Annotated in this window: 30 protein-coding genes; 13 read left to right on the top strand and 17 right to left on the bottom strand. The window is 41.4% G+C overall.

Translation table 11 applies throughout. From position 1 onward, the window contains the following. Nucleotides 1-5 precede the first annotated feature (5 nt). The 5 genes from sufD (at nt 6) to WJR50_RS04150 (ending at nt 3,935) form a co-directional block, all read left to right on the top strand. Nucleotides 6-1,352, top strand: a complete 1,347-nt coding sequence (gene sufD, locus WJR50_RS04170) for a Fe-S cluster assembly protein SufD (protein ID WP_341291973.1) — start codon at nt 6-8, stop codon at nt 1,350-1,352. A 1-nt stretch (nt 1,353) separates the two neighbouring features. After that, the gene (locus tag WJR50_RS04165) at nt 1,354-2,616 is read left to right on the top strand and encodes a SufS family cysteine desulfurase (RefSeq protein WP_341291972.1); all 1,263 of its coding nucleotides are present in this window, start codon (nt 1,354-1,356) and stop codon (nt 2,614-2,616) included. A gap of 90 nt (nt 2,617-2,706) precedes the next feature. Continuing rightward, complete coding sequence (locus tag WJR50_RS04160) at nt 2,707-3,147, top strand: SufE family protein (RefSeq protein ID WP_341291971.1); 441 nt, start codon at nt 2,707-2,709, stop codon at nt 3,145-3,147. Between the two features lie 8 nt (nt 3,148-3,155). Continuing rightward, complete coding sequence (locus WJR50_RS04155; protein ID WP_341291970.1) at nt 3,156-3,488, top strand: DUF59 domain-containing protein; 333 nt, start codon at nt 3,156-3,158, stop codon at nt 3,486-3,488. Nucleotides 3,489-3,518: 30 nt separating this feature from the next. Next, complete coding sequence (locus WJR50_RS04150) at nt 3,519-3,935, top strand: BrxA/BrxB family bacilliredoxin (RefSeq protein WP_341291969.1); 417 nt, start codon at nt 3,519-3,521, stop codon at nt 3,933-3,935. Nucleotides 3,936-4,017: 82 nt separating this feature from the next. On the opposite strand, the gene WJR50_RS04145 is transcribed toward WJR50_RS04150, so the two are convergent. Together WJR50_RS04145 and WJR50_RS04140 are read right to left on the bottom strand one after the other, a co-directional pair. After that, nucleotides 4,018-4,953 (bottom strand): NAD-dependent epimerase/dehydratase family protein, encoded by a 936-nt coding sequence (locus WJR50_RS04145; RefSeq protein ID WP_341291968.1) that lies wholly within the window; start codon nt 4,951-4,953, stop codon nt 4,018-4,020. Between the two features lie 7 nt (nt 4,954-4,960). After that, on the bottom strand, nt 4,961-5,617 hold the full coding sequence (locus WJR50_RS04140; protein ID WP_341291967.1) for a phosphoadenylyl-sulfate reductase: 657 nt from the start codon (nt 5,615-5,617) through the stop codon (nt 4,961-4,963). Between the two features lie 145 nt (nt 5,618-5,762). Between WJR50_RS04140 and WJR50_RS04135 the strand changes: the two genes are divergently transcribed. Both WJR50_RS04135 and WJR50_RS04130 read left to right on the top strand, forming a co-directional pair. Next, nucleotides 5,763-6,212 carry a DinB family protein gene (locus WJR50_RS04135; protein ID WP_341291966.1) on the top strand — a complete coding sequence of 150 codons (450 nt, stop codon included), beginning with the start codon at nt 5,763-5,765 and terminating at the stop codon, nt 6,210-6,212. 1 nt (nt 6,213) lies between these two features. Further along, complete coding sequence (locus tag WJR50_RS04130; protein ID WP_341291965.1) at nt 6,214-6,975, top strand: GNAT family N-acetyltransferase; 762 nt, start codon at nt 6,214-6,216, stop codon at nt 6,973-6,975. 59 nt (nt 6,976-7,034) lie between these two features. Here WJR50_RS04130 and WJR50_RS04125 read toward each other — a convergent pair whose 3' ends face one another. Continuing rightward, nucleotides 7,035-7,280, bottom strand: coding sequence for a heavy-metal-associated domain-containing protein (locus WJR50_RS04125; protein WP_341291964.1), 246 nt, complete (start codon nt 7,278-7,280; stop codon nt 7,035-7,037). 136 nt (nt 7,281-7,416) lie between these two features. Here WJR50_RS04125 and WJR50_RS04120 point away from each other — a divergent pair, with 136 nt between their 5' ends. Genes WJR50_RS04120 through rfbC form a run of 5 tightly spaced genes read left to right on the top strand, consistent with a single transcriptional unit; the run spans nt 7,417 to nt 11,512 of the window. Beyond that, complete coding sequence (locus tag WJR50_RS04120; protein ID WP_341291963.1) at nt 7,417-8,187, top strand: class I SAM-dependent methyltransferase; 771 nt, start codon at nt 7,417-7,419, stop codon at nt 8,185-8,187. Nucleotides 8,188-8,242: 55 nt separating this feature from the next. Continuing rightward, complete coding sequence (gene rfbF / locus WJR50_RS04115) at nt 8,243-9,019, top strand: glucose-1-phosphate cytidylyltransferase (protein ID WP_341291962.1); 777 nt, start codon at nt 8,243-8,245, stop codon at nt 9,017-9,019. Nucleotides 9,020-9,029: 10 nt separating this feature from the next. Further along, nucleotides 9,030-9,971, top strand: coding sequence for an NAD-dependent epimerase/dehydratase family protein (locus WJR50_RS04110; protein ID WP_341291961.1), 942 nt, complete (start codon nt 9,030-9,032; stop codon nt 9,969-9,971). Further along, entirely contained in the window at nt 9,968-10,972 is a 1,005-nt protein-coding gene (locus tag WJR50_RS04105) for an NAD-dependent epimerase/dehydratase family protein (protein ID WP_341291960.1), read from the top strand. The genes WJR50_RS04110 and WJR50_RS04105 overlap by 4 nt, the downstream gene beginning before the upstream one ends. A 9-nt stretch (nt 10,973-10,981) precedes the next feature. Further along, entirely contained in the window at nt 10,982-11,512 is a 531-nt protein-coding gene (gene rfbC, locus WJR50_RS04100; RefSeq protein ID WP_341291959.1) for a dTDP-4-dehydrorhamnose 3,5-epimerase, read from the top strand. A 61-nt stretch (nt 11,513-11,573) separates the two neighbouring features. On the opposite strand, the gene WJR50_RS04095 is transcribed toward rfbC, so the two are convergent. The 10 genes from WJR50_RS04095 to WJR50_RS04050 form a co-directional block, all read right to left on the bottom strand. After that, nucleotides 11,574-12,158 carry a DUF4142 domain-containing protein gene (locus tag WJR50_RS04095; protein WP_341291958.1) on the bottom strand — a complete coding sequence of 195 codons (585 nt, stop codon included), beginning with the start codon at nt 12,156-12,158 and terminating at the stop codon, nt 11,574-11,576. 45 nt (nt 12,159-12,203) lie between these two features. Then, nucleotides 12,204-13,208 (bottom strand): glycosyltransferase, encoded by a 1,005-nt coding sequence (locus tag WJR50_RS04090; RefSeq protein WP_341291957.1) that lies wholly within the window; start codon nt 13,206-13,208, stop codon nt 12,204-12,206. A gap of 1 nt (nt 13,209) precedes the next feature. Then, a complete protein-coding gene (locus WJR50_RS04085; protein WP_341291956.1) occupies nt 13,210-14,199 on the bottom strand; it encodes a glycosyltransferase family 2 protein in 990 nt (329 codons plus the stop codon). Then, nucleotides 14,199-14,723: a DUF4199 domain-containing protein gene (locus WJR50_RS04080; protein WP_341291955.1), complete on the bottom strand. Its 525-nt coding sequence runs from the start codon at nt 14,721-14,723 to the stop codon at nt 14,199-14,201. The genes WJR50_RS04085 and WJR50_RS04080 overlap by 1 nt, the downstream gene beginning before the upstream one ends. Nucleotides 14,724-14,725: 2 nt before the next feature. After that, nucleotides 14,726-15,277: a DUF4199 domain-containing protein gene (locus WJR50_RS04075; protein WP_341291954.1), complete on the bottom strand. Its 552-nt coding sequence runs from the start codon at nt 15,275-15,277 to the stop codon at nt 14,726-14,728. Between the two features lie 3 nt (nt 15,278-15,280). Beyond that, the gene (locus tag WJR50_RS04070) at nt 15,281-16,579 is read right to left on the bottom strand and encodes a dihydroorotase (RefSeq protein WP_341291953.1); all 1,299 of its coding nucleotides are present in this window, start codon (nt 16,577-16,579) and stop codon (nt 15,281-15,283) included. A gap of 149 nt (nt 16,580-16,728) precedes the next feature. Beyond that, complete coding sequence (locus WJR50_RS04065) at nt 16,729-18,900, bottom strand: BatA domain-containing protein (RefSeq protein WP_341291952.1); 2,172 nt, start codon at nt 18,898-18,900, stop codon at nt 16,729-16,731. 133 nt (nt 18,901-19,033) lie between these two features. Continuing rightward, nucleotides 19,034-19,519 (bottom strand): KdsC family phosphatase, encoded by a 486-nt coding sequence (locus WJR50_RS04060; RefSeq protein ID WP_341291951.1) that lies wholly within the window; start codon nt 19,517-19,519, stop codon nt 19,034-19,036. Nucleotides 19,520-19,711: 192 nt separating this feature from the next. After that, nucleotides 19,712-20,713 carry a 3-deoxy-7-phosphoheptulonate synthase gene (gene aroF, locus WJR50_RS04055; protein WP_341291950.1) on the bottom strand — a complete coding sequence of 334 codons (1,002 nt, stop codon included), beginning with the start codon at nt 20,711-20,713 and terminating at the stop codon, nt 19,712-19,714. Next, nucleotides 20,710-21,720 (bottom strand): CBS domain-containing protein, encoded by a 1,011-nt coding sequence (locus WJR50_RS04050; protein WP_341291949.1) that lies wholly within the window; start codon nt 21,718-21,720, stop codon nt 20,710-20,712. Before WJR50_RS04050 ends, aroF begins: the two co-directional genes overlap by 4 nt. A 93-nt stretch (nt 21,721-21,813) precedes the next feature. Here WJR50_RS04050 and WJR50_RS04045 point away from each other — a divergent pair, with 93 nt between their 5' ends. After that, on the top strand, nt 21,814-22,677 hold the full coding sequence (locus WJR50_RS04045) for a lysophospholipid acyltransferase family protein (RefSeq protein WP_341291948.1): 864 nt from the start codon (nt 21,814-21,816) through the stop codon (nt 22,675-22,677). Nucleotides 22,678-22,690: 13 nt separating this feature from the next. On the opposite strand, the gene WJR50_RS04040 is transcribed toward WJR50_RS04045, so the two are convergent. From WJR50_RS04040 to WJR50_RS04025, 4 genes are all read right to left on the bottom strand, one after another. Next, nucleotides 22,691-22,993: a helix-turn-helix domain-containing protein gene (locus WJR50_RS04040; protein ID WP_341291947.1), complete on the bottom strand. Its 303-nt coding sequence runs from the start codon at nt 22,991-22,993 to the stop codon at nt 22,691-22,693. Between the two features lie 286 nt (nt 22,994-23,279). Continuing rightward, nucleotides 23,280-23,999, bottom strand: coding sequence for a hypothetical protein (locus WJR50_RS04035; RefSeq protein ID WP_341291946.1), 720 nt, complete (start codon nt 23,997-23,999; stop codon nt 23,280-23,282). Nucleotides 24,000-24,159: 160 nt separating this feature from the next. Next, complete coding sequence (locus tag WJR50_RS04030; RefSeq protein WP_341291945.1) at nt 24,160-25,092, bottom strand: BT_2262 family domain-containing protein; 933 nt, start codon at nt 25,090-25,092, stop codon at nt 24,160-24,162. Nucleotides 25,093-25,121: 29 nt separating this feature from the next. Then, on the bottom strand, nt 25,122-26,726 hold the full coding sequence (locus tag WJR50_RS04025; RefSeq protein ID WP_341291944.1) for a SusD/RagB family nutrient-binding outer membrane lipoprotein: 1,605 nt from the start codon (nt 26,724-26,726) through the stop codon (nt 25,122-25,124).

Genomic DNA, 26,726 nt, shown 5'->3' with positions numbered 1-26,726 from the left:
TAGCAATGAGTCAGGTAACGAAAAGTAATAAGACCGATTTGACTGCTGCCTTCATCGAGCAGTATAGTCTCTCAGAAAAACAAATTTCAGACAAGTCACTAGCATCTTTACGTCAGGCAGCTATAGATAGCTTTGCTTCTAATGGCTTACCCGCCAAGAAAAATGAAGAGTATAAATATACTCCTATTACACGCCAACTGGAGAAGCAATTCAGTAGCGTAGATATCACACCCTCCCCTGCTCCTGAAATTTCGGCTGAGCTTGCAAAACTGATTAAAGAACAGCTATTAGAGGTTGAGGCTAATCATCTGGTATTTGTAAATGGACATTTTATAGAGGCTCTGTCTACTATTGCCTCTGACAGAAAAGAGCTGATACTTTTACCTCTACAGCAGGCTTTTGAAGAAGAAACAGCGCTGGTCAAGGAATATTTTGGGAAGGAAGCTGACATAAACAGTGATCCTTTTATTGCGCTTAATACTGCCATGGTAGATGATGGCTTGTTTTTGCATGTTCCTAAAAGTAAAGCCCTTGAAAAGCCCATTATCACATACTTTTTCAGTGATGCCACAACTGCTAATGTAGTTGCTCATCCACGTAATCTTCTTGTATTAGAGGAAAATGCACAGGCACAGTTGGTTGAAATTTTCCATACATTCGGGGATTCTGCCAGCTATAACAATCCTGTCACTGAAATTATAATGAAAGATGCTGCAAATTTGCATTACTGCAAATACGAAAATGAAAGTGAGGCAGCCTACCATACCGGCACTACGCAGATTCTGCAGGCACAGAACAGTCACTTTCATGGCATTAACGTTTCTCTGAAAGGCGGTATGATCAGAAATAATGTAAATGCCGTATTGGATGCAGAACATTGTGAGTCGCATATGTACGGGCTATACATGCTGGATGGCCAAAGCCATGTGGATAATCATACTTCTGTAGATCATAAGAAGCCTAATGCCTTTAGTAATGAGCTTTATAAAGGTATTATGGACGATCAGTCAAAAGGTGTGTTTAACGGGAAAATTTTTGTGCGACCTAATGCACAGAAAACCAATGCTTTTCAGTCCAATTCCAATATATTACTTACCGACGAAGCTTCTATTGACACTAAACCTCAGTTGGAAATCTGGGCTGATGATGTAAAGTGTTCTCACGGAGCCACAACCGGTCAGTTGGATGCCGAGCAGATGTTTTATCTACAAACGCGCGGGCTAAGTAAAATACAAGCCAGAGCGGTACTCTTAAAAGCTTTTGCCGGAGATGTGATCCAGCATATTAAAATTGATATCCTCCGCGAAGCTATTGAGCAAGTAATCAGCAAGCGTTTGGAAAAAGAACTATAACATGAGCGACATTTCGCCTCAACATAGCAGTACACTAAGAGACACACTTGATGTACTGGAAGTACGCAAGCAGTTTCCTATCCTACAGCAGGAAGTTAATGGGAAACCACTTGTTTACTTTGATAATGCTGCTACCACCCAAAAACCTCAACAGGTAATTGATGCATTAAACCATTACTATAAGTACGATAATGCTAATATCCATCGAGGTATTCATACTCTAGCAGAAAGGGCAACGGCAGCTTTTGAAGAGACTCGTCAGACAGTACAGGATTTTTTGGGTGCTCGCGAAGTTGAAGAAATTATTTTCACCAAAGGAACTACCGATAGCATCAATCTGGTGGCTTCTTCATACGGAAGAGCTTTTGTTAAAGAAGGTGATGAGATCATCCTTTCTGCCATGGAACACCATTCCAATATTGTTCCCTGGCAAATGTTGTGTGAAGAGAAAGGGGCTAAGCTAAAGGTCATTCCAGTTAATGAACAGGGTGAGATTATTATAGAAGAATATCGTAAGCTGCTTAGCGAGAAAACAAAAATCGTAAGTGTAGTCTACGCTTCTAATAGCCTGGGAACTATTAATCCCGTTAAAGAAATCATTGATTTAGCTCACGCTCACGAAGCCGTGGTGCTTCTGGATGGTGCACAGGCTTCTGCTCATCTGGAAATTAACGTTCAGCGGTTGGATTGTGATTTCTATGCACTTTCTGCCCATAAAATGTACGGTCCTACCGGTACTGGTGTACTTTATGGCAAAAGAAAGTTATTGGAAAAGATGCCTCCCTATCAGGGTGGTGGAGAAATGATCAGCAATGTCAGCTTTGAAAAAACTACCTACAATGATATTCCTTATAAGTTTGAAGCAGGTACTCCCAACATTGCGGATGTGGTAGCCTTCAAACAAGCTATTGACTTTGTTCAAAAAATTGGTAAGCCGCAAATACATGCTTACGAACAAGAGCTTTTGGCTTATGCTCATCAGGAGCTAGAAAAAATTGAGGGCCTGAAAATTATTGGAACAGCTTCTGAAAAAGTGAGTGTGGTTTCTTTTGTTATAGAAGATATTTTTCATTTTGATCTGGGACAGATGCTGGATGCCCGAGGGGTAGCCATCAGAACCGGACATCACTGTACTCAACCTCTTATGGATAGGTATGGTATAGAGGGAACGGCCAGGGCTTCTTTTTCTGTTTATAATACCAAAGAGGAAATTGACAATATGCTGGAAGGTATTACTAAAATTGTGCGAATGTTGCGCAAATAAGAAAACTCTACAGTTTATGAGCTTTCTTTCTTTGTAAAATACCTGAAGTAGTAGTATACAAGGTTTAGATAAAAAGCACAAGGGCTTAATATGGCGGAAACGATAAACAAAATACAAGACGAGATCATTGAAGAATTCTCACTCCTGGATGGAGATCAGGAGATGACCAATTTTTATATCATGGAGCTTGGTCAGAAACTTCCTGAACTGGAGGAGAAGCATAAAACAGAAGATAATATTATTAAAGGCTGCCAGTCAAAAGTTTGGGTAGTTCCTGTTGCTGAAGAAGACAGGTTACACTTCAAAGCCGACAGCAACTCTGCCATCACTAAAGGGCTGGTAAGTTTGCTGGTACGTATTTTTGACCATCAGAAAGCGGAAGATATTCTTAACGCAGACCTCTATTTTATCGATAAAATAGGTATGAACCGCTTTATTGGCACACAGCGTTCCAATGGATTTGCAGCAATGATCAAGCAGATAAAACTATTTGCTTTAGTACAAAAAGACCGTATTGAAGCAACCAAGTAATAATTATTATGAGTACAGATACAGAAAAGTCAACGACTGAAAGTCTGAGAGATAAAGTCATTAATGCTATCAAAACTGTATACGATCCGGAAATACCGGTTGATATTTACGAACTTGGACTGATTTACGAGATCAGCACCTATCCGGTTAATAACGTATACATATTGATGACACTTACTTCTCCGGCTTGCCCCGCTGCTGAAACCATACCTGCGGAGGTTGAACAAAAAGTAAAAGCTATAGAAGAAATTGGAGATGTAAAAGTAGAACTCACCTTTGATCCACCCTTCACTCAGGATATGATGTCTGAAGCGGCTAAGTTAGAGTTAGGATTTATGTAAAATTTATATATAAAATTAAATAATAGAGATATGTATCCAGAACAATTAGTATCACCAATGCGCGAAGACCTGACTGTAGCAGGTTTTCAGGAGTTTAAAACACCTGAAGAGGTTGAGGAGCATTTGAGTGAACATAAAGGCACCACTCTTATGGTAATCAATTCTGTGTGCGGATGCGCCGCCGGTGCTGCTCGCCCAGGAGTAAAGTATGCTTTGCAGCATAGCGAAAAACAGCCTGATCATCTTACTACCGTGTTTGCCGGAGTAGATAAAGAAGCAGTAGCCAAAGCTCGCGAATTCACATTACCTTACCCCCCTTCTTCTCCTTCTATCGCGCTATTCAAAAATGGAGAACTGGTTCATTTCGTAGAAAGACATCATATTGAAGGGCGTCCGGCAGAAATGATTGCCGAGCATCTCATTGATGTATTTAATGAGTTTTGCTAAAAAAGTAATTCTTATACAAAGAGAAAGGAGAGCATTGACTCTCCTTTTTTATATCCTTTTGTTTGATGAATGAAACGAGAAACTAAAATGAGAAGCGCGTTCTGAACTCTTCCATTTCATCCAATAATGAAGCTTCTTCCCATTCTGGCAGGTACTTAAAAAGCTTGAGCTCTGTATCTACAGAAAGTTCTCTAAGCCCCATATGGCGATTCACAAAAATAAACTCCAGGTCAAAATAGATGGCTTTGACCACATCTACGATATCCAGAATCTGGAAGTTTTTATCAACTAAATTATAGATATCAGAAGGCATATCAGTATGAAGTAATGTACCTAAAATTTCTCCTACCCTTTGTACATTTACAAATGCTCTTCTTTGCTTTCCATCACCGTGAATAGAAATACGCCTCTTAAAATTGGCCTCAAACATAAAGCGATTAATCACTGCGTCAAAGCGAAGGCTATTGTTATACCCATATACATTGCCACAGCGCATGATGTAAGTCGGAATTTTGGTAAACATACGCTTCACATGGTCTTCCGCTCTAAGCTTAGAAATTCCGTAGATAGTCTGAGGATTAGGGCGGGTATTTTCATCCACTGGCGACTCAGAAGAACCATATACTGAGGTACTACTTAGGAAGATCAGCTTCTGCACCTTAGGAGATTCTTCTATAGCGTAAACCAGCTCAGCCGTACCCCAGTGGTTTGTCTGCTCATAAGCATGTCCATCGGTAGTAGCAAAAGGGGTAACTACCTTTGCCGCCAGATGATACACGATGTCAGCATCTTTTACTACAGACCGCAGTTTACGAGTATCCAGCAATTCACCATGTACAAAATCAATTTTAAGCTCTTTACTACTTTTATCGGTCAGTGCGTGCCCTAAAAATAAGTGATAATTATCTCGGGATAGGTTATCGTAAACAATGATGCGAGAAACAGCAGGATCATTTACTAATTGCGCAACCAATTGCGTGCCCACATAGCCGGCACCGCCAGTTACTAAAACATTCATATATATATTAAGATTTTACCAGGTCTGTATTAAGTCCACATTCCGTTTTATTCATACCGTACCAACGGGCTTCTCTTTCCTGCATATCAGGATCGGGCTTCTTGGTACAAGGCTCACATCCTATACTCGCATAGCCTTTGGCATCCAGAGGATGACGAGGGAGGTCATACTCACGAATGTAGGCAAATATTTCCTGAATGGTCCAGTCCAGCATCGGGTGAAAGCGGATTACATCATGAGGGGCTGCCTGCTCTATTTTCATGGCCTTACGAACTCGGCTTTGCTCAGCACGTATGCCATTAATCCAAATGTCATACTCGCGCAAAACCGCATCCATAGGCTGGGTTTTGTTGAGATAGCAGCAGTAGTCTGGATCTGAGGTAAATAATAGATTGCCTTCAGCATCTCTCTGCTGGTGTTTGGGAACAACGGGATTGAGTCTAATCAGGCTTAGCCCAAATCTGTCTGCAACTTCTTCTGCAAAAGCGACAGACTCTGGAAAATGATACCCTGTGTTTAGAAAATAAATAGGTATGCTGGAATCTATCCTGCTAAGAATGTGCAAAAGCACCAGGCTATGCGTCTGAAAAGATGATGAAGTGAATATTTTTTTCCCCTCCTGCTTGTATTTGCCCAATTGTTGTTGAATCTGCTCAAATTTCACAATAAACTCCTCAGTTAATGATGGGAAAACTTAAAAGTGAGATAACAAATATATAACTCATAGTTACGAAAAATAAATTCGTGAGTTCAGAAAATTTTGTCCAGCGACATTAGCTATTATCTTTGTTTGTATAAACATCAACCTTATGGACGGGTATATTAAAGAGCTATTTGCCTATAATCATTATGCTAATCAACTGTTCATTCGCAGTTTTGAAGATGGGTTTGATGTAGAAAAAGGGATCAAACTTTTTAGTCATATCATTAATGCCCACCATATCTGGCTAGCCAGAATCAGGGAAGAAAAGCCAGTGTTTGGAGTTTGGGAAATACATATAAGCAATAGCTTCACTAAGGTTGATGAGCAAAACTATTCTCAATCCTTACAACTGTTAGAAAAAGAATCTGATCTGGACACAATTATCAGCTATAGTAATTCTAAAGGAAAAGCCCATAGAAATTCTGTGAGAGAAATCTTGCTGCACATTGTGAACCACTCTACTTATCACCGGGGGCAATTGGCTTCTTTGATTCGTGAAAGCGGTATGGAGCCTCCGGTGTCAGATTATATTTTTTATAAAAGAGACCAAATCTAAAATGAAAATCCTATTCTCAGAATACAAAACGGATTATTCCAGCTATACTTTTTCTTACGCAATATATTGTACAAAAGAAGTACAAACAGAGCTTCCCCAAATTTATGATAAGGGTTTTTTGCCCTATACGGGAAATACCAGCCTGAAGGAAGACACTTTTTATATGGCGAGGAGCTTAAGAATCAATTTACAAAATTTTAAGAGCAGCTCTGAAAACCGACGGGTAAACCGAAAAATAGAACCTCTTGAAATAAACATGGAAGTCCATAAGAAGGAAGACTTCAATTTTCAGGACGAGACTTTTCGTCAGTTTTGTTCCGAATATGCCGAAGAACGCTTCTCGGGAGGCTCTATGAATGCTGAACGCTTACAATATGTACTGGATAGAGAAATGCTTACCCACATTATCTCATTCCATTCCGGTGAAAAGATATATGGCTATGTATTTACCGTCATGGAAGGCGACATGCTGCACTACTGGTTTTCTTTTTACGACACCGAATACATGCGCTCGCATTCATTAGGAAAGTGGATGATGTGGAAAACCATTGACTGGGCGCATCAGCAAGGATTAGCGCAAGTATATATTGGTACTTGTTACCGCGAAAAATCATTGTATAAAGTGAGAGACCACAAAGGGGCTGAGTTTTTTGATGGCAGTAAGTGGAATACCGATACAAGCCTGCTCAAAGAGCTTTGCAAAAGCGATGATGAAGAGAAAAGCAGTGATTTATTTAAATCAAGGCCTGAGATTTACCATTAAACAAAAAAGGACGGCTAATAAGCCGTCCTCGTCATTTGTTCTGTACATAATTACTAAAATCAACTTCCGAAGATCTTAGTTAATATTCCTTTCTTTAGTGGTTTAGCAGAGAAGCCGGCCAGATTAATAATATCGACGACATCTCTTGGTTCCAGGGACTCTTGTCCCATGACGGTCAAAACTTTGTCTTCGCTTGCAGTATCCACCTCCCACTGTAATACTTCCTGGGAGTTGTTCAGGTACGAAGAAACAGTTTCTACACAGCCGCCACAATTGATGTTAGTTTTAAACTTATAGGTTTTCATAAGCATATTCTTCTTATATAAAGAATTACAAGTATAGAGAATACATTCTAAACAATAATAGTTCCTTAGCTAAAACTTATCCTTACAAATCAATTCAAGCCCTTCATAAGTAGGCAAACAGGCTTATATTTGTGCCATGAAAAAATTGATCCGCTGGGCCATACGTTACATACCTCGCAAGTATTTGCAGCTTTTCGGGCAGAAATTTCTTAACATTATAGCGTTTTTTTATAGAGGAAACAATGTCCAATGTCCGGTAGATGGGAGGAAATACCGCAAGTTTTTGCCCTATGGCAGAATTGAAACACGGCCTAATGCGCTATGTCCCAGCTCATTAACATTGGAACGACATCGTTTGATGTGGCTCTATTTAAAAAATAAAACTGATTTTTTTTCTGGAAAACATAAAGTGCTGCACGTAGCCCCGGAAATTTGTTTTATCCATCGCTTTGAGCAAATGCCCAATCTGGATTACATTACTGCTGACCTGGAGTCGCCCTGGGCAAAAGTGAAGATGGATCTGCATGATGTACCTTTTGAAGACAATTCGTTTGATATAGTTTTCTGTAATCATGTGATGGAGCATGTAAATGACGATATTCGCTGCATGAGTGAATTGTATCGGGTACTTAAACCAGGAGGCTGGGCTATTATACAATCCCCCGTTTATAATTTCCCAGTCACCAAAGAAGACCCAAGCATTACTGATCCGGTAGAGCGGGAAAAAGCTTTTGGACAGCGAGACCATGTCCGCATGTATGGCCTGGACTATGCTGATCGTCTGCGTAAAGCCGGTTTCACCGTTACTGAGGATAATTATGTGCGTACATTAGCTCCTGAGCTAGTCAAATGGCATGCGCTTATGGACAGCGAAACGATATTTTTCTGTGAGAAAAAAGCCATTTGAAAACTAAGGATAAGCAATCAGGTTTTAGAATTTTGTATAAGACAACACACTAAAGATGAAAGTATTAATACTGGCGGGAGGATTTGGAACACGCCTGAGTGAAGAAACACACCTCATACCCAAACCCATGGTAGAAATAGGTGGCCGCCCAATTCTTTGGCATATCATGAAGATCTACTCTTCCTATGGCTTTAATGACTTTATCATCCTACTTGGTTATAAGGGCTATGTCATCAAAGAATACTTTGCCAATTACTTCCTGCATCAGAATGATGTCACCATTGACATTGCGAATAATAAAATTGAAACGCATAGCAAAAGTAATGAGGAGCCCTGGAAAGTAACGCTGGTCAATACAGGACTGGATACCATGACGGGCGGAAGATTGAAACGTGCTCAGCCTTATCTCAATCAGGACGAGCCTTTTATGTTTACCTACGGCGACGGTGTTTCCAATATTGACATTAAGGCATTAGTGGATTTTCATAAAAAACATGACAAGCTGATCACTATGACTTCTGTACAGCCGGAAGGCAGGTTCGGAGCCATGAGAATTGGAGAGGATATGACGGTTAGTAGCTTTGAGGAAAAACCCGAAGGAGAAGGAGGCTGGATCAACGGGGGCTTTTTTGTTTGTGAACCCAAAGTACTGGATTATATCAAAGGAGATGAAACCATGTTTGAAAGGGAACCCTTGAACATGTTGGTACGTGACAGACAATTAGTAGCCTACAAACACAAAGGATTCTGGCAGTGCATGGATACCCTGCGTGACAAACGTATGCTGGAAAATATGTGGGAAACTGAAAAACCACGTTGGAAAATCTGGTAAACTAAATAAGATGAGTAAAAACCTATTGATCACCGGAGGCCTTGGAAATCTAGGTAGCTGGCTTACTGATTACTTCTGTCGGTATACCGATATGAATGTATACGTACTGGCCAGTCGTAAGCGCCCAATCCTTCAGGATCTGAACTTCACATTTATCACCTGCGATATTTCCGATGCTAGGTCCTGCCAGCAGCAGCTAAGCCCTTACTCTTTTGATTATGTGGTCCATACCGCCAGTGTCAATGATTATTTTAAAGATAATTTTGCCAAAGATGCTTTGATGGTGAATGCGCTGGGAACAAGAAATCTGCTGGATTATTTTAAAGACAAGGCACTTACCAACTTTATTTACTTTTCTACCTTTCAGGTCTATGGTCAAAGAAACGGGCTGATTACGGAAGAAACTCCTACCGAACCTAAAAATGACTACGGAAGCACTCACCTCTTTGCGGAGTACTATGTAAAGCAGTTTTACAGCACCCATCATATTCCCTACACCATTTTCAGGCTTACCAATAGTTATGGTTGCCCTAAAGACTATGATTCTTCCAAGTGGTACCTGGTACTGAATGATCTTTCAAGAATGGCAGCTACCGAGGGACAAATAGTGCTAAAATCTAACGGACAGGCTACCCGTGACTTTATCTGGATGGGTGATGTGTGCAAAATTGTACATGAAACACTGGAGCGACCTGCTCCGCAGGATACTTTTAACATTGCCGGCGAAAAAACCTACACCATGCTACATGTAGCCGAACAGGTACGGGAAGCCTATCAGGAAATGTTTGGAAAAGCACTTCCCATTAAAATCAATGAGGAAGATAAAACGGCGTACCCTGACGATCTGAAAGTAAGTGCACAAAAATTACAAGCCTGTTACGAATACGAATTGCAGGTACGCTTCAAAGAAGAAGCTAAAAACATTTTTAAAATGCTAAGCCCAAACTCATGAAAATATTTGTCAGTGGACATAATGGATATATAGGTGCTCATCTTGTGGGTCTGTTAAAGGCCAAAGGACATGAAGTAACTGGCTGCGATGTGAATCTCTACGAAGGCTGCGCCTGGGAGAAATATGCGAAACCTGATCACGAACTGCTCAAGGATGTAAGAGAAGTGACTGAGAACGATCTTCGTGATCATGATGTAGTGATGCATCTGGCTGCCCTTTCCAATGACCCTATGGGCGATATTGACCCCGAACTCACCTACCAAATCAATCTGGAAGGCAGTGTACGATTAGCAGAACTAGCCAAAAAAGCAGGTGTGCAGCGCTTCCTCTTTGCCAGCAGTTGCTCTATCTATGGAAAAGGGGCCAAACTGGATATGGATGAAAATGATACGGTAAATCCGCTTACTGCTTATGCCAAATCTAAAATTGAGTCAGAAAAGCGTATTGGAGCCATGGCGGATGAGAACTTTTCACCTGTGTTTCTACGCAACGCTACTGCTTATGGCTACTCTCCCATGCTACGCATTGATTTGGTCGTAAATAATCTTTTGGCATGCGCGGTGTCCAAAGGCAATATAGCAATCAAAAGTGATGGTTCACCCTGGCGTCCATTGATCCACTGTAAAGACATCGCCCATGCGTTTATAGCTCTGGCAGAAGCGCCTAAAGATAAAATGCATAACCGCATCATCAACATCGGAGCTAATACCGAAAACTACCAGGTACGTGATGTTGCTGACCAGGTGCAAAAACTTCTTCCTGAAGCTGAAATCGTGTATACCGGAGAAGTAGGTGAAGACCCCAGAAATTATAAAGTAAACTTTGATCTGCTGTACTCGCTCCTTCCTGATTTTCAGTTGGAGTATAATCTACAAAAGGGAATGCAGGAGTTGTACGATAAGCTCATTGAACATCAATTCAGTGCAGAAGACTTTGACGGCGACCAGTTTGTCAGGCTGAGAACACTGGCCAAGCGCCTGGACCTTATTCAATCATCTTAAAGCAAACTCATGATTTTTACAGAAACTAAATTAGCGGGAGCTTTTATAATTGACCTGAAGAAAATAGAGGACGAGCGTGGTTTTTTTTCCCGGGCATTTTGTGCGAATGAGTATAAAGAACATGGCCTTAATCCTACAGTAGCCCAGGCTAACCTTTCCCGTTCAGAAAAGAAACATACACTTAGAGGTTTTCACTATCAGGTAGAAGGAGCCGAAGAAGCCAAAACTATAAGATGTATCAAAGGTAAGCTACTGGATGTGATTATTGATTTGCGCAAAGACTCTCCTACATATTGCCAGTATGTGGCAGTAGAGTTATCTGAAGAAAATCACAGGGCATTGTACGTGCCTGAGTATTTCGCTCATTCCTTTATAACATTGGAAGATAACACTGAAGCCTATTATCTGGTATCAAATTTTTATGCACCGGGTAAAGAAAAAGGTATTCGCTGGAATGATCCGTATTTTAATGTAGAGTGGCCAACAGATCAGCCTATAGTATCTGAAAAGGACCAAAGCCACCCGGATTTTAAGCCCTAAATAAAAAAGCCAGCCTCCACTTGAAGGCCGGCTTTAAACCACAAAAAGAGTAAAACCAAAATTAACTTAATTCTTCCAATAAGGATTCTGCTCTTTGCATTTGTTCCTCATGAAAATTCTTTATTTCAGCCACCAAACCAGCTATAATAGGATTGTCACCTTCTTCAATGAGCTCATTCAGGCGGTCTACATTCTCTCTATATTCCTCCACTACCTCTGTGAGGTAGGCTTCATCAAATTGTTCCTGAGGCAAACTGTCAATGCTATCAATCTTCATTTTCTGATCAGCACCAATCGCCTCCGGCAAATCTGTCTCAGTTACCTGAGCCAGTTCCTCAAGCTTTGCTCTGGCATCCTGTTCAGCATTAATAATTGACTGGGCCAGTTCGCGCACCTCTTCAGAGTTTGCCTTACTAGCTGCAAGATCACTCATATAGTATTGCAGACGATTATTCATAAATGCTAGCAATACCAAATCAGCCTCACTGGCAGCCATTTCTTCATCAGCTCTTTCAACGAGAACCGTATCAGCGTTACTATCTGCGGTTTGATCACTCGTTTCGTTTGTGGAACTACTACCACAAGCGCTTATGAGGAAAATTAATAAAAAGAAGCTAAAAATATAAACTAAATTTGTCTTTTTCATAGTTAAAAAAAATTTTATTTCCTATATGCTAAACATCATCTTAGGCTAAATGTTCGCATTGGGTAGGTGAGAAATATCCGGAACATTGGTATAGGGGGTCTTTTGAAGAAAAAAATACTTAACCAAGCCATATCCGTACCCTATAAATACGGACGCTGAGGTACATATACTGTACAAAGCCACTTTGAAAGATTGGTATCGTATTAAAGCCTCTACGAATACCGCGATGAAATAGGAAATCAATGTAGTAAGCATCAACCACCCTATCACTGGCAAGAATATAAACATAGCAATCATCAGCAGCACATAAAAATAGAAGCCCAGGGGGAGTAAATGCATTAATTGGAGGCTTTCCGGATAGATACGATAAAGATTAATTCGTGACTTGCCAAACCACTCCATCTGCTTGAAAAACCCACCTAGTGTTTTTTTTCGCTTATGATATACGTAGGCGTCAGGAATTAAGCCTGTCTTAAAACCCCACTTTTGAATGCGAATGCTGAGTTCTATATCCTCTCCGCAATTGGGCAATGCATAGCCTTTGGTTTTTTCATACACCTCGCGAGACATGCCCATATTGAAGCTTCGCGGGTAATAAGTACCAGCACCTTTTTTTCTGCCACGGGTGCCTCCGGTAGTGAGATAAGAAGTGAGGGCAAAATCTACTGCTTTCTGTACCGCTGTAAAAGACGCATGCCCTCTATCCGGCCCCCCAAAAGCATCCAGATAATCGTGTTTCAGAAAATCATATACACCCTGCATGTAATGGGATGGAATGATAATATCAGAATCCAGAATAATCAGATAATCTCCTTTTGCCTTCGCCAGCCCATAATTTCTGGAAAAGCCCTGCCCATCATTTCCCTTAAGATAATAATGTATATCCAGCCGGTCTTTGAAAGAAGCCACCACCTGGTCTGATTTGATCTCAGAGCCGCTTTCTACTACGATGACTTCAAAATTTGTATAGGTTTGCTGGCTTAGCCCTTCCAGTACTTCCTGCATATCTTCTGGACGGTTGAAAACAGGAATGATGAGGGAGAAAAACATGTCAGAATACTTTATTACGAGGATAACTTACTTTTTCAGAAATAATATAGTCGTTCTTTTTATCTGAATTCATGGTGAGCATTTCGGCAACAAAACCTGCCATAAACAGCTGAACGCCTACAATTACCGCTACTAATGCGAGGTAAAACAGCGGCTGATCGGTGACCTCTCTTACGGGAAGATGCATATTTAACTTATAAAGTTTGTCAGCAATCAAGCCTATGGTCACTACGATACCAAAGAAAAAACTCAGGGTACCCATGGTACCAAAGAAGTGCATGGGCCTCTTCTTAAATTTGGAGACAAATGAAATGGAGACCAAGTCCAGAAAACCGTAAATAAAGCGCTCAAGACCGAACTTAGAGTTACCGTATTTTCTGGCTCTATGCTCTACTACTTTTTCTCCGATTTTGTCAAAACCATGTCGCATGGTAATCATAGGGATATAGCGATGCATCTCACCATATAACTCAATATTTTTCACTACCTGTACATCATAGGACTTCAGCCCACAGTTGAAATCATGCAGCTTGATTCCCGAAATTTTACGCGTTACATAGTTAAAAAATAAAGAAGGAATGGTCTTGCTCAGAGGGTCATGCCTTGTCTTTTTCCAGCCAGAAACCATATCGTAACCTTCTTTTTTGATCATGCGGTATAGTTCCGGAATTTCGTCGGGGCTATCCTGAAGGTCTGCATCCATGGTAATCACTACCTCTCCTTTAGCATGTTCAAACCCGGTATTCAGGGCTGCAGACTTACCATAGTTACGGTTAAAACGGATGCCTTCTACATTGGGGTTGGCCTTGGCGATATCTACTATGACCTCCCAGGAACGATCTTTACTACCATCATCAATCAACAATATCTCGTAGCGCAGTTCATGAGTCTGCATCACTCTATCAATCCATGCACACAATTCCGGAAGTGACTCTTCTTCGTTGAGAAGCGGAACTACTACCGATATATCTTTCCTCTGATTGATTTCCATTATCTAAATTCTGCTGTCGGTTTTTTCTTCACAATAAGGCCAACAATCATAGCCAACACAGCACCACCCAGTATACTCGTATATAAAAAGCTTTCTAGCAGATTGTTTATGCTAAAAGAATTATCTGACTCTAGTTTGGCCACCATTTCATCAATGGTCTGATCATCAGTACCAAACTGTTCCATCATAGAAGCTGTCTGATTGATAATCGCTTCCTGAATTTGAGCTGGCAATTCCGGGGTCAACACATGATATTGGATAATACTATAAATGGTTGACAATGCACCAGCAATGACGATAATGAGCCAGGTAGATAAAAACGCATTTTTGAATAAAAGTATACCTTCATTTTCTGCTCTGAGCTGATAACCTGCATAAATAAGTATTCCTATCGTAATAACGATGTTGACAATGCCAATCCACCATGCACTGGCTAGTAAAGAATAGTCAATAATCACAATAGAAGCAGAAATCACTATGCTGATGATACCCAGGATCAAACCGTATTTTAGATCGTGATTCATAACTAATTTGTTTTTTTGGTTAGAGGTTGTTGACGCATTACTACTGAGATGATGGAGGTAATAAAGAAACCTATTGCAACTTTTCTGATAAAATCGTCCACTGCCATATCAAAAGCAGTGGTAAGCTGTACACTTTTTAGAGACTGCTCAAAGGTAGCCTCGCCCAACCTCTCTACCAGATTTGCTTTTGAATCAGTCATCAACTGGATACGATCGCTAATATATTCCTGTAATACTTCAGGGTTCAGCGTTTCCAGATAAATCCAAATAAAGATTGCCGATAAAAGCGCCAGCACAATATAGGTAAGGAATCCAATACTCATCCCCTGCCAGAAGTGCAAATAACCTCCATTATAGTATTTTTTAAATTCTTTGATGCTGAAGAAAACAAAAATTGGGACAAAAAAGAAGCTGAAAAGATTTCCCCGAATTAAAGGGTTTTCTCCAAACCAGGGTAATATAAAAATAAGTAAAATGGATAAAGCTCCTCCTACCGATCCATACTTGAGTGGAACGACCAGATAAGGGGACCGAATTACTGATTGCTTAGCCATTCCTCATGATATATCTGTCCAGTAGCGGTTTTGATAGAAGGTACCCCATACTTTACCTTTCAACTCCTTACTCCAGAATGGCGAATTTTTGGATTTTGAACGATTGCTTTTATCGTTTAAGGCCCAGATGCTTTCCAGTTCAAAAAGTGTAAGATTTGCCTCTGCTCCTTCTTCAATAGAAGCAGGCTTACTTCTCAGCAAATTACGCGGAGCAGTGATAATCTTATCTATCAAACCATCAAGCAGTTGCTCAGCGGTAAAAACATGCGTAAGTATTGGAAGAACTGTTTGCAGCCCACTTATTCCGAAGGCAGCCAGTTCAAATTCACATTTTTTACTTTCTTCATCGTGGGGCTGATGAGAAGAGACAATGGTATCAATTGTTCCATCAATTACACCAGCGATAAGTGCCTGCCGATCTTCTTCTGTCCTCAGAGGAGGATTCACCCTTAGGTTGGTATCAAATTCTGCAAGAGCTTCGTCGGTAAAGTACAGCTGATGTGCTGCCACATCACAGCTTACTGCCAGCCCTTTCGCTTTTGCTTCTTTGATCAGCTTTACCCCTGCTGCAGAAGAAATATTGCTGAAGTGTAAACGAGGTGAGGCACCTACTGACATTTCTGATACATATTCCAGGAGTCTCAGATCTCTTTCAATAGCCAGAGTTTCCGCCAGTACAGGCATGCCTTTCATGCCCAGAATGGTACTTTGAAGCCCTTCATGCATGTCTGCATACTTCGTCAGATGCAAATCCTCAGGACGGTTGATTAACAGGCTATCCATTTTTTGCATATACTGAAGTGCTTTGAGCATAACCTGAGTGTGCCATAGAGCATTCAACCCATCCGAAAACGCAATGGCTCCGGCATGGTGCAAATCAATCATTTCTGTCAGCTCCTCCCCTTTTGCGTCGCGAGTTACAGCAGCGATAGGATGAATTTTGACCGGATGCTCCAGATGGCCAAGCAGATAGCGCACATCGCTTTTGCTCTGTATTACGGGTGAAGTATTGGGGAGTAATGCCAGCTCGGTAAACCCACCGGCAGCAGCAGCAGCGGCACCACTTTGTAAGTCTTCTTTATGTTCTTCTCCGGGATCACCAAAGCTAGCCTGCATATCAAACCAACCGGCGGAGACCATTTTTCCACTGGCATTAATCACACTTACATCATCAGGAACACTGACTTCTCCAGCGGGAACTAGCTTTTGTATGATGCCACCCTGAATAAGGATGTTTACTTCTTTTTGATGCAAGGAAGAACTTGGGTGGATAAGCTTTACAGACCGAAGCAGTACATTCATGGTATAAAGATCAGTGCTTTTGGTTTCCGGATTTCGGCAATTTTACGGATAATCTTATTGCAGAGCAAACTTAAGAATAAGTGCTGCTTGTATCCAAACAAGTAGGATTGGACTTGATAGCTTTTTGAGAAAAAAGACATTGGTATGACCTACAAAAATCTGATCAACAATATCTCGGTCAGCAGACATAATAAAGCGATGATCAAAGTATATTTCCAAAGTGCTATATTGGTTTGCTCACTTCTTATCATACCTGCAAAAGCCTCTACATTTTCTGCTTCGTAAATATTGACATTAGAAGCGTTTTCAAACATATCTTCCAGATCGCTCACATTGTACTGCGCTATCAGCGACTCACTTTTGTCAATATTGAAGGAGAGTGTTGTCAGAGGTTCAGGGCTACCTTCTCCTCCGGAACTTTCTTCTACCCGTACTAGCTCATAAAAACCAGCCTGAATCACACCCTGAGGTATTTCCATAAGCAAGCGTCCGCTGATCATCCGCTGGGTAGGGATTACTTCTTCACTATCCCTAATGAGTTTGTAAAGAAACCTGCGTTCAGGGCCACTTGCTTGCTCGCTGGCAGTATCTTCAGTAAAGCTGGCAGTCTCCAGGGCGATTACCGGATTATCTACATAATAATACAGCTGATTATTCATGGATTTGCTCCTGGAAGCCAAACGATACATGACTGGTACAAATATGGCATGGCGGTGTATACTGGTAAGCGGATCACGCAGGGGGGTAGTGAAAAAAGATATCTGGTCAGAAGATCCGTTTTCAGACATGATATAACGATTGCTTAGCATCAGCAGATAAGGTTCACCTGTACGGTAATTTAGCAGTGCTTCTCCCTGCAGATTGTGTTGCAGTATCTTTTCAGCAGTGGGCATCACAAAGTTTTCAGTTTCACCTTCAAACATGCCCTCGTAGAAAGGATTAGCCATATCCAGATTAGCCAAAGGAGGCCTATCCACTTCCACCGAATCAGGAACTACGATACGTTCGGCTGATATTCCGGAGTTGCCAGTAATCTCAGCTAATAAAGAAATATCACCACTTGCGGGAGGGATGAACATCACATGCCCTCCCTGACTGATATACTCCCGCAAGTAAGGAATAACTGCACGATTGGATTCTTCACCGGTACTGCCAATTTCATTCAATACCACGAGGTCTGAACTTTCAATCAGGCTATAGTCCAGGTTACCTACTCCATAGGATTGAAGGTCAAAAATACTCTCATTGGCATAAACCTTTGCGACCGAAGTGCTATCCAAAAGACTCAACTGTTCAGATTTGATTTCCAGTACTGAGATTTTATCTCCTAAGTTCAGTGTAAAATAAAATTCATTGTCAAAAGTTACCGGATAGTCATCAAAAACAATCTGGCAACGATTATTTTGCTGAAGAGGAAAATTCAAAGTGAACCTGACTGTACCACTGGCATCGGCGGGAATATTGAGGCTGGCACTGGCTACCTGCTCTTCATTAATGAGCAGCCGCACGATCTGATCAGAAATATCTTCATCACCATCGTTTCTCAGGCTTACTGCCAGTTCATTAGCTTCGTCGGCCAATACAAATGGATTAGCCAGATAAATAGAATCCACATACACATTAGACTCAAAACTGCTGCTGATCGGCACCAACTTGATATTATTAGTAGTATCCTCAGCAAAAACCTCAGGATCACCGAAAGTAGAACGCTGGAAATCAGAAATCACATAGATATCCGCTTGTGTTGCCGGAGTTTCTTCAAAAGCACTGCTACTGATATCGCTCTGTATTTTGCTCAGCACTTCATCCGCACTTCTGATGACCCCACTCAATTCCACTTCAGCAATCAATTCACTCAGTTCATCACTACTTTTGGGCACCCGTGAAAAACTACCAAATTCATTAGTCAGAAATTTATACTGGGTGTTGCGAGGGTAAAGGGCGAGAATTTCTTCAATATAGTTTACTCCCTGATCTATGGCCCGGGCATTGGAGCTCAGTTCTGAGGACATGCTCAGAGAGTTGTCCAGATAGATATAAACCTGCTTTTCGGCATTGTTACCACTATCAGCACTCTCTTTTCCGGGAAGAAAAGGTTGTGCAAAAGTGAGTACCAGGAAAGTGATAAAGAGTAAGCGGGCGAGAAGAATGAGCAAATGCTTAACCTTTAGCTTAGAGGTAGTAGCTTCTTTAACATTTCTAAGAAAAAAGGTATTGCTGAAATATACTTTTTTGGTTCTTCTAAAATTAAATAAATGTATAATAATGGGGATGCTCAAAGCCAATAACCCCCACAAAAACTGCGGATATACAAAACTCATTAGCGATAAGTTAGCGGTAAAGCCACGCCTCCGGAAATAGTAGAGACGATTTACTATTGTAAAAAAGCACGGATTTCATGCTTATTGTTTTCCGATACAAAAAAATCGTCATCAGAAAGATACAAATAAATTGCTAATCCAACAGAGGAAAATAAAGGTCCACTAATTCACGAAAGCAGGCATCCCCTCCTTTGCGGGAAAGCACGATCTTCGCCTCTTCTCTGATATGTGGCACTGCATCTGCCGGGCAGGCAGACATACCCACCTTCTTCATGATTTCCAGGTCATTGATATCATCTCCCATAAAAAGGACTTGCTCAAGCCCAATGTTTAATTCTTTTAACCATGAATCCAACACTTCGGTTTTAGGATCGTTACCTACATAGCAATATTTCACACCTAACATCTCCGCCCGCTTTGTTACCGTTCTCAAACTACTGCTGGCACTCAGGAAGGCGACATTCATGCCTTTTTTAATAAGCCGCTTAATCGCCATTCCATCTTTGGTATTGTATTTTTTAAACTCCGCTCCGGTATCGGTGATGTATACGCCTCCGTCAGTGAGGGTTCCGTCAATATCTAATACGATAAGTTTGATGTGGCTGAGGTTGAGGCTCATAGAGTGTTATGGTGTTATGGTGTTATGGTGTTATGGTGTTATGGTGTTATGGTGTTATGGTGTTATGGTGTTATGGTGTTATGGTGTGAACTGACACTTACTAGAAAAGTTACAATCTTTAATATTACTTATTCTTTCACTCAAAATTATAGCTTCACAAAGCTCAAAACATAACACCATAACGGTTCAAAACTATACAATCTTTCTTCCTATCGCGGCGGCAATAGGCTCCAGGGTACGATACATGGCACGGAACTCATCGTGATTGAGCTGTTGTGCCGCATCAGACTTGGCTGTTTTAGGGGTAGGATGTGTTTCTATCAGCAGTCCGTCCACACCCATAGCCACGCAGGCACGCGTCAAATCCGGAATTCCATAAGCGATACCCATTGCATGGCTGGGGTCAAGTACTACGGGAAGGTTAGTGTACTCCTTCAGATAAGCTACACCACAAAGGTCCAGGGAGAAACGGGTTTTGGTTTCAAAAGTACGAATACCTCTTTCGCACAGCATCACCTGCTCATTGCCACCGGAAAGTATAAACTCGGCAGCCTGGACAAACTCCTGGAGTGTGGCTCCAAAATGCCTTTTCAGCAGTATTGGCTTATTAGCTTTTCCACAAGTTCTCAGAATCCCCTGGTCATACATAGCCTTAGAACCCACTTGCACGATATCAGCATATTCAATGACAGCATCCACATGCGTTGCATCTCTCACTTCGGTAATGATATTCAATCCGTACTCTTCACGTACTTCAGCCAGCATCCGAAGACCTTCCATGCCAAGGCCCTGAAAAGAGTAGGGTGAAGTTCTGGGCTTGAAGCATCCGGCACGTAGCGTAGTGATGTTCAGTTCTTTTAGTAAATGGGCACTTTGGGTGATCTGTTCTTTAGATTCAATGGAACAAGGGCCGGTGATTAGCAGGGTATTATTATGATTACCTCCCAATTGTACATTTTTACCTACCTGAATTTCGCGCACCTGCTTTTTGTACTGCTTACTGGCCAGTTGGATATCACTGCTCATTACAAAATATTCATCTGCCACAGCTTCCAGCGCCTGCGGAAGCTGTTTGTCAGATGATGAGGTGATCAGTATATATTGACCATTCTTTTTATAATAAGCCGCTTTTGTTTGCTCAGCCAGCTTTACTGCTTCAATTTCTTCTATATTTTTTTTCAGATGAATAATCATACTTCTCCTCTGATTAGGTTATTAAATGTTACTGCACCGGTCAGTTGATTACTGCTATTGACAACCGGCAAAAACAAAATAGGAAATGATTTACTGGTGACCAAGGCCAGCATATCAGAAATGGTAGCTTGCTCCTGTATGCTTATTGGCTTAGGGTTGACCACATCCGTCACGCTGGTTTGGTTCAGGTCATCCATATTTTTAATCAGTCCTCTTCTCACATCAGCATTACTGGCAATTCCCTTGAGGGTTTGGTTCTTATCTACAAAAAGGGCAAAGCCCAGATCATATTCTTCTATGGATTGTAACACATCTTTAAAGCTACAGCAGTCTATCTCCAGTACCGGTAGGTCTGCTTTGTCAATGACAATATCCTTTACCTGGTAATGCGAACGCACATCCTGCATTTTGAGTCCCATCAGGGCTGCTCCCATAGAAGTATGGTTGACCAAAAATGAGCCCGAAACTGCTGAATCAACTCCCATACTTCTCAGGATAAAAGAAACTTCATCATTGACCCCACCATCTACATGAATTTTCTTGCCGGGAAACATTTTTCCGAACCTACGTATGCGGTTGAAATTATCTTTTCTGAATACCCCACCACTTTGGCCAGGCGTAGTGGTCATCAGCAAAATAAAAGAATACTGTTCCTGAAACTGCGCAAATACCTCCAATGGTGTATCTGATACTACTGCCAACCCATACTGTGTGGTTCCATTATCTGGAAGGGTGAAATTTTTACCTTTCATATCCTCATACTGAAATTGTACGTATTCTACTTCATGGCGTACAATCTGATCCAGGTATTTCTCTGGCTCTGAAGAAATGATATGCAAATCAATAGGTGTATTACTAATCTTCCTGATTTGTGCAATATCTTCAAAAACTGCAGGATTGTCGTTACAATCTATATGAAAGGAATCAATGTTAAGTGCGTCCAGTTCTATCACCAGTTCTTCTAGCGACTTAACTTTATTTGAGTATAATGATGCAGAAATTTTCAATGCTTTGTCCTCTTTCTAATTCTTGCCTAGTAAAAATTTATGCCGCAAAGTTCAGCATTTTCCGTTGATTACCTATAATTTTGCCTGCTTTTTATGATCATACTCAAACTCATATCACGACTACCTTTTCCGGTACTTTACCTGTTTTCAGACTTTCTATATTTTTTGCTGCGCTATGTAGTAGGTTACAGAAAGAAGGTTATTCTAAAAAACCTCAGAAATTCATTTCCTGAAAAGAGTGAAAAGGAGCTTCATCAGATCAAAAATCAGTTCTACCGTCATTTGGGGGATGTAGTGGTAGAGAGTGTAAAAACTTTAACAATTTCAAAAGAAGCGCTCAACCGAAGGGTAAAACTGCTTAACCCGGAAGCCATTACTCCTTTCTTTGAAAGAGGACAGTCAGTCATCGGGCTTTCTTCTCATCAGGGTAATTGGGAGTGGATGCTGGTATCCTGCAGTGCACAGTTGCCATTTCATATAGATGCTGTTTATATGCGTCTTAAAAACAACTTTTTTGATCAGCTCATGCGAAAAATCAGAGGGAGGTTTGGCGCTACACCGATAGAAAAACGTACCTCCTTCCGAAGTATAATGCTGCAAAAGAAGGTCAGTATTACCGCAATGGTGGCTGACCAAAGAGTAAAAAGTAGTCAATATCAATTCTACACTCAGTTTTTGAATCAGGATACCGGATTTTATGAAGGACCAGCGAGGATAGCACTTAAGCTCAAGAGACCTGCATTTGTTGTCAATATGAAGCGTATAAAGCGTGGGTACTATAGCATAGACTTTAAAGTAATTGATGCCGCCCCTTTCCGGAAGGATGAGCATTACATTACCGAACAATACGTCAGGCTGATAGAAGAGGCAATCCGGGAACGGCCGGCGGAGTGGCTATGGTCGCACAACCGCTGGAAACAAAAAAAGCAGACACCTGAGATGTCTGCTTCGGTTTAAGCATTATGGCTTATCAGGCATAAGCCTGTTCCGAAATGTATTTGTACCCCATGCGGGTGGGTTTTACTTCTTTCATTCTACCTTTATACTTGGTTTCGGATTTCAGCTTATCAATTCCTCCTTTTTGGTATTCCCTCAAATAAGTGATCAAGGTAGTCTTAGATATCTCACAAATACGACAAATCTCGTTGTGGGGCAGGCCTTTACTTTTGAGAAATAAAGCTTCCATTTTCTGCTGAATACGTGCACTTGCATTGTGGAAGCGTTCAAATTTGAGGGCTTCTACCTCATCCTCTTTAAACTTAATTCTAATCATGGGCTGTGAATTTTTGGGTTAATAAAAAAGTCAAAAAAAGTATTCGTCTTAATATAGGTTACTTTACAAATATTGCTTTTTCTGTAGCAAAACACTATCCCCTACTTTGTGGTAATTTTCAAAACCATTGCTAAAAAACGGGGTGATTCTCTAACGATTTTACAATAATTGACTACGTTTTGCCCAAAACGGTTGGCTTGCCCGGTACAAAAATTTATATCTCACTTTTAAGAATCTGATTGTGAGGAAGTTTCAATAATGAAAAAAATAGGTTGCTCACCTTCCTCTAATTCTTAACCTCTGACTCATAAAATTGCCAGGTGCTTCGTAGGCCTTCTCTGCTATCTATCTGTACGTGCGAGGCCTTCATAAAATCTCTGATTGCTTTACGAGCAGCAGGTTCAACACTGTTTATGATATCCCTACGCCTTTTGATTTCTGTAAGCTTTCCATCCTGACACACAAAATACCTTTCACGCTTAAGTATTTCTGCACTTCTTTTTCCCATATCTAATCCTTCCACATAAGTGGGTGCTTTGAGGTAAGTTTCCGTTTTAAGGAGTAGGCTGTCTTGACCACTATAGATAAGTTCTACAAAGCCGGATAAAGCGGCCTGATCATAAGAAAACTGCTGAGCGGCTATATATTCCCGCTTTTCTCCCTTTATACTTTCCCATACAAATGAAGAAAGTAGCTCCTCTCCCACTACTTTGGTTTGTCCTTTCCAGTCAATCTCCAGCAAAGCGTTTTCCACGTCATATCTTAAGGGATAGGTAGCTGATTTTCTACCATCTTTGAGTACAAATTTTCCCTGCTGCCATGCTTCGTTGAGGTAATATGTTCCTTGTACATCGGGAGGAGGGAGCTTCCTGCCAATCATCAGTTGATGGCTGTCAAACGTACCTTTTTCTATCCTAAAGAGGCTGGATTCCACTCCCGGGTCTGCCTGTGCATGAGCTGAAAATTGTATTAAAGTCAAAACCAATGAGGACAAAAAGCTTTTCATAATTCTCAGTATTTAATGAAAAGAAAAAAAGGAAACACCGAGGCTCCCTTTTTCAAGATTTGATATGAGCTTTGTCAGAGCTCATCGGAGCTAAATGCCCCATGGCTGTAATAGCTCTGACAAAGTTTCCTACATAAAACCATATTACAACCGAAGGTTATTATTCCTTGGGCGTTAAAGTAGTGGACCAGACATCTCCAAAAGTATTACTTCCTTCCAGTTGAATAATTCCAGTGGCAGGGTCATAAGTGCCGGTAATACTTACGCCTCCATCAAAAATGTCAGTAAAGGAAACGGAAAGATTATTGCAAACGTCGGTCAGCGTTCGTTTTTCTTCGCTATCTGCTCCGTACTCTTCATACCACTCTATGTAGATACCTCCATAGATATCGCTGAGTGAGTACTCGCCGGGAGTTTCTTCTGCCAGGGTAACTTCATACGTAAAATCTTCCAATGGCACGGTACAGCAAGGGTCAGTTGAGCTGGCATCCGTAACAGCCCTATAAGTACCTTCAGGAATTTCAGAAGGACAGGATACACTCCAGGAAACATTGCAGCCACCAAAAGAAGGTTGCACCGGCTCCTGGCACAAATCTGAGTTAAGCGCAGTGGTCAGCCTGCGTCCATCAGCAGTATTGATAGGAAAAGTGAGGTTAAAATTATCACCTACCTCAAGGTCATCTACAGTGAAGCCCGGCTTAAAGGCCTGAATGGCCTCAATCACTTCTTCCACAGTAACCGTAACCGTAGAGGGAAAGGTGCTTACGGTTTTGAGCATTACCGGATCATAAGTAAGGTCGGCAGGGTTCCCTTCTGCATCGGTCGTGGCATCATTTTCGGTAAAAGTTAATTCAACATCTACCGAATTTACTTCCGTAACTTCAAAACCATCTACATCTATTTCAAACTCTACCTCCTGGCCATCCAGTGCATTCAAAGCATTAAAAAAGGACTTATCCTCATTGACATCTATCAGCGTAATAGCCCCTATGTTCTCATTCAGGTTGGGAATATTGCCCCATCGCTCTTCTTCACAGGCATTGAGCAATACCAGTACCGCCATGCAAAATATTAATATGCTATATTTTTTCATCTTAATTTTTTCTTAGTGGAAAATTAACCTTAGTTCACATCCCAGAATATTGGCGTATCCAATGCCGGAGGGGGTGAGGGTGCGTTGCTATTGGTATTCAACTCCGTAACGGAGTAGGGCAAACGCAAGGGAAAAGGTGCTGCTGGTGCCAGGCTGGCTGGCAAATCTGCCGGAAAACCAGTTCTGCGCAAATCAGTAAAAGATTCCATACCATTGCCAAACAGGGAATAGTACTTTTCTTTAATCACCACATTCAATTTAAGATCATTTCCCTCAGCATCATTGAATTCCTCCAAACGAGCAGCTACATAGGCATCTACCGCAGCTTCATCCATAGGTTCAGCATCTTCATCCAGCGATAGCCCTATGGCTTCTACCTTTTCCATGGAGGCACGGATGCCTTCCTCCAGATAAGTTTCTACTGTTTCACCTTCGGTTACGCCAGGTAGCGTCATCTTAGCTTCTGCTAGCATAAAGGCCCGCATAGCATTGCTGAGATAGGGAATTACGCCTGCACCTTCTCCCCCATCTCCCTGTCCGGCTTCGTCACGTTCATTATCATCATACTCTCCACCAATCGGGTAAACACCAAAAGTTGCCCTGATCTCATTGTCGCCGGGAATACCTGAAGGGTCTCCATGATCTCTGCCGATATATCCCTCCCCCGCTTCACCCAGGTCGGTGGCACTCAGCAGGCCGTAGACGCAATCGGTACGGTTACTACAAGGGGTGGTCTCAAAATCAAGGTCTGCGTCTGAACCCTGTCGGTAAATATAAAATGGCAGACGTGGGTCTTCTTTTTTGATCAGATTGTACATGAAGTAGTTGCTCATGTAGTAATCCTTATTGCCATCCACATACTCAATCTGGTACAGCGGATGACGGTTGTTGGGCGTTAATGAACTGGCAAACTGAAATTCATAGTCATCAGCATTTTCCATGATCAAGTCCCCCTCACTGATCAATGTATTGATACCGCTACCTGCTCTCTGGGGGTCTACCAGTCTGAGATTCAGGTAGAGTCTTAGTTTTAGGGTATTGGCCGCCATCATCCATTGCTCCAGATCACCACCATAAATTAAATCCCCCTCTAAAGTAAGGGCAGACTCTTTTTCCAGATCAGCCAAGCCCTCATCAATAAGGGTAAAGAGTGCATCGTATATCGTATTAGCAGGGGTAAACTCCGGTGAGAGTACTTCTTCCCCATTAAGGGATTCTGTAAATGGCAAATCTCCCCAGAGGTCAACCATGATTGAATACGTATGGGCTTTCATAATTTTTGCCACCCCTACATAATTCCAGGCTTCCTGCTCACTCCCCTGCTCAATAACTTCCTGTATTTCTTTCAGTGAATTGGCAAAAAGTCCGTCATAGTCATTAGAATAAGTAGTAGGATCCTGAGTGTACTGACTTTCGCTCAGGTCATAGATCTGCCGGGTAAATACCATGGTATTTTTGTTAATATCCCGGCTCATACGAAATGCTTTAGCAGTCTGAGCGGCTGGCAAAATCAGGCTCAATGTTCCTTCCTGTGGGTTATTAGGGTCCTGATTAATATCCAGCCAATCTTCACCACATGCGCTGAATACAAAGGTGAGCAGTACTAATAGTATATATTTATTTAATATTCTCAT

Source organism: Catalinimonas locisalis, assembly GCF_038039535.1.
Classification (GTDB): Bacteria; Bacteroidota; Bacteroidia; order Cytophagales; family Cyclobacteriaceae; genus Catalinimonas.
The sequence above is the reverse complement of the archived record's forward strand: the minus strand, read 5'-3'. Positions and strand labels throughout refer to the sequence as shown.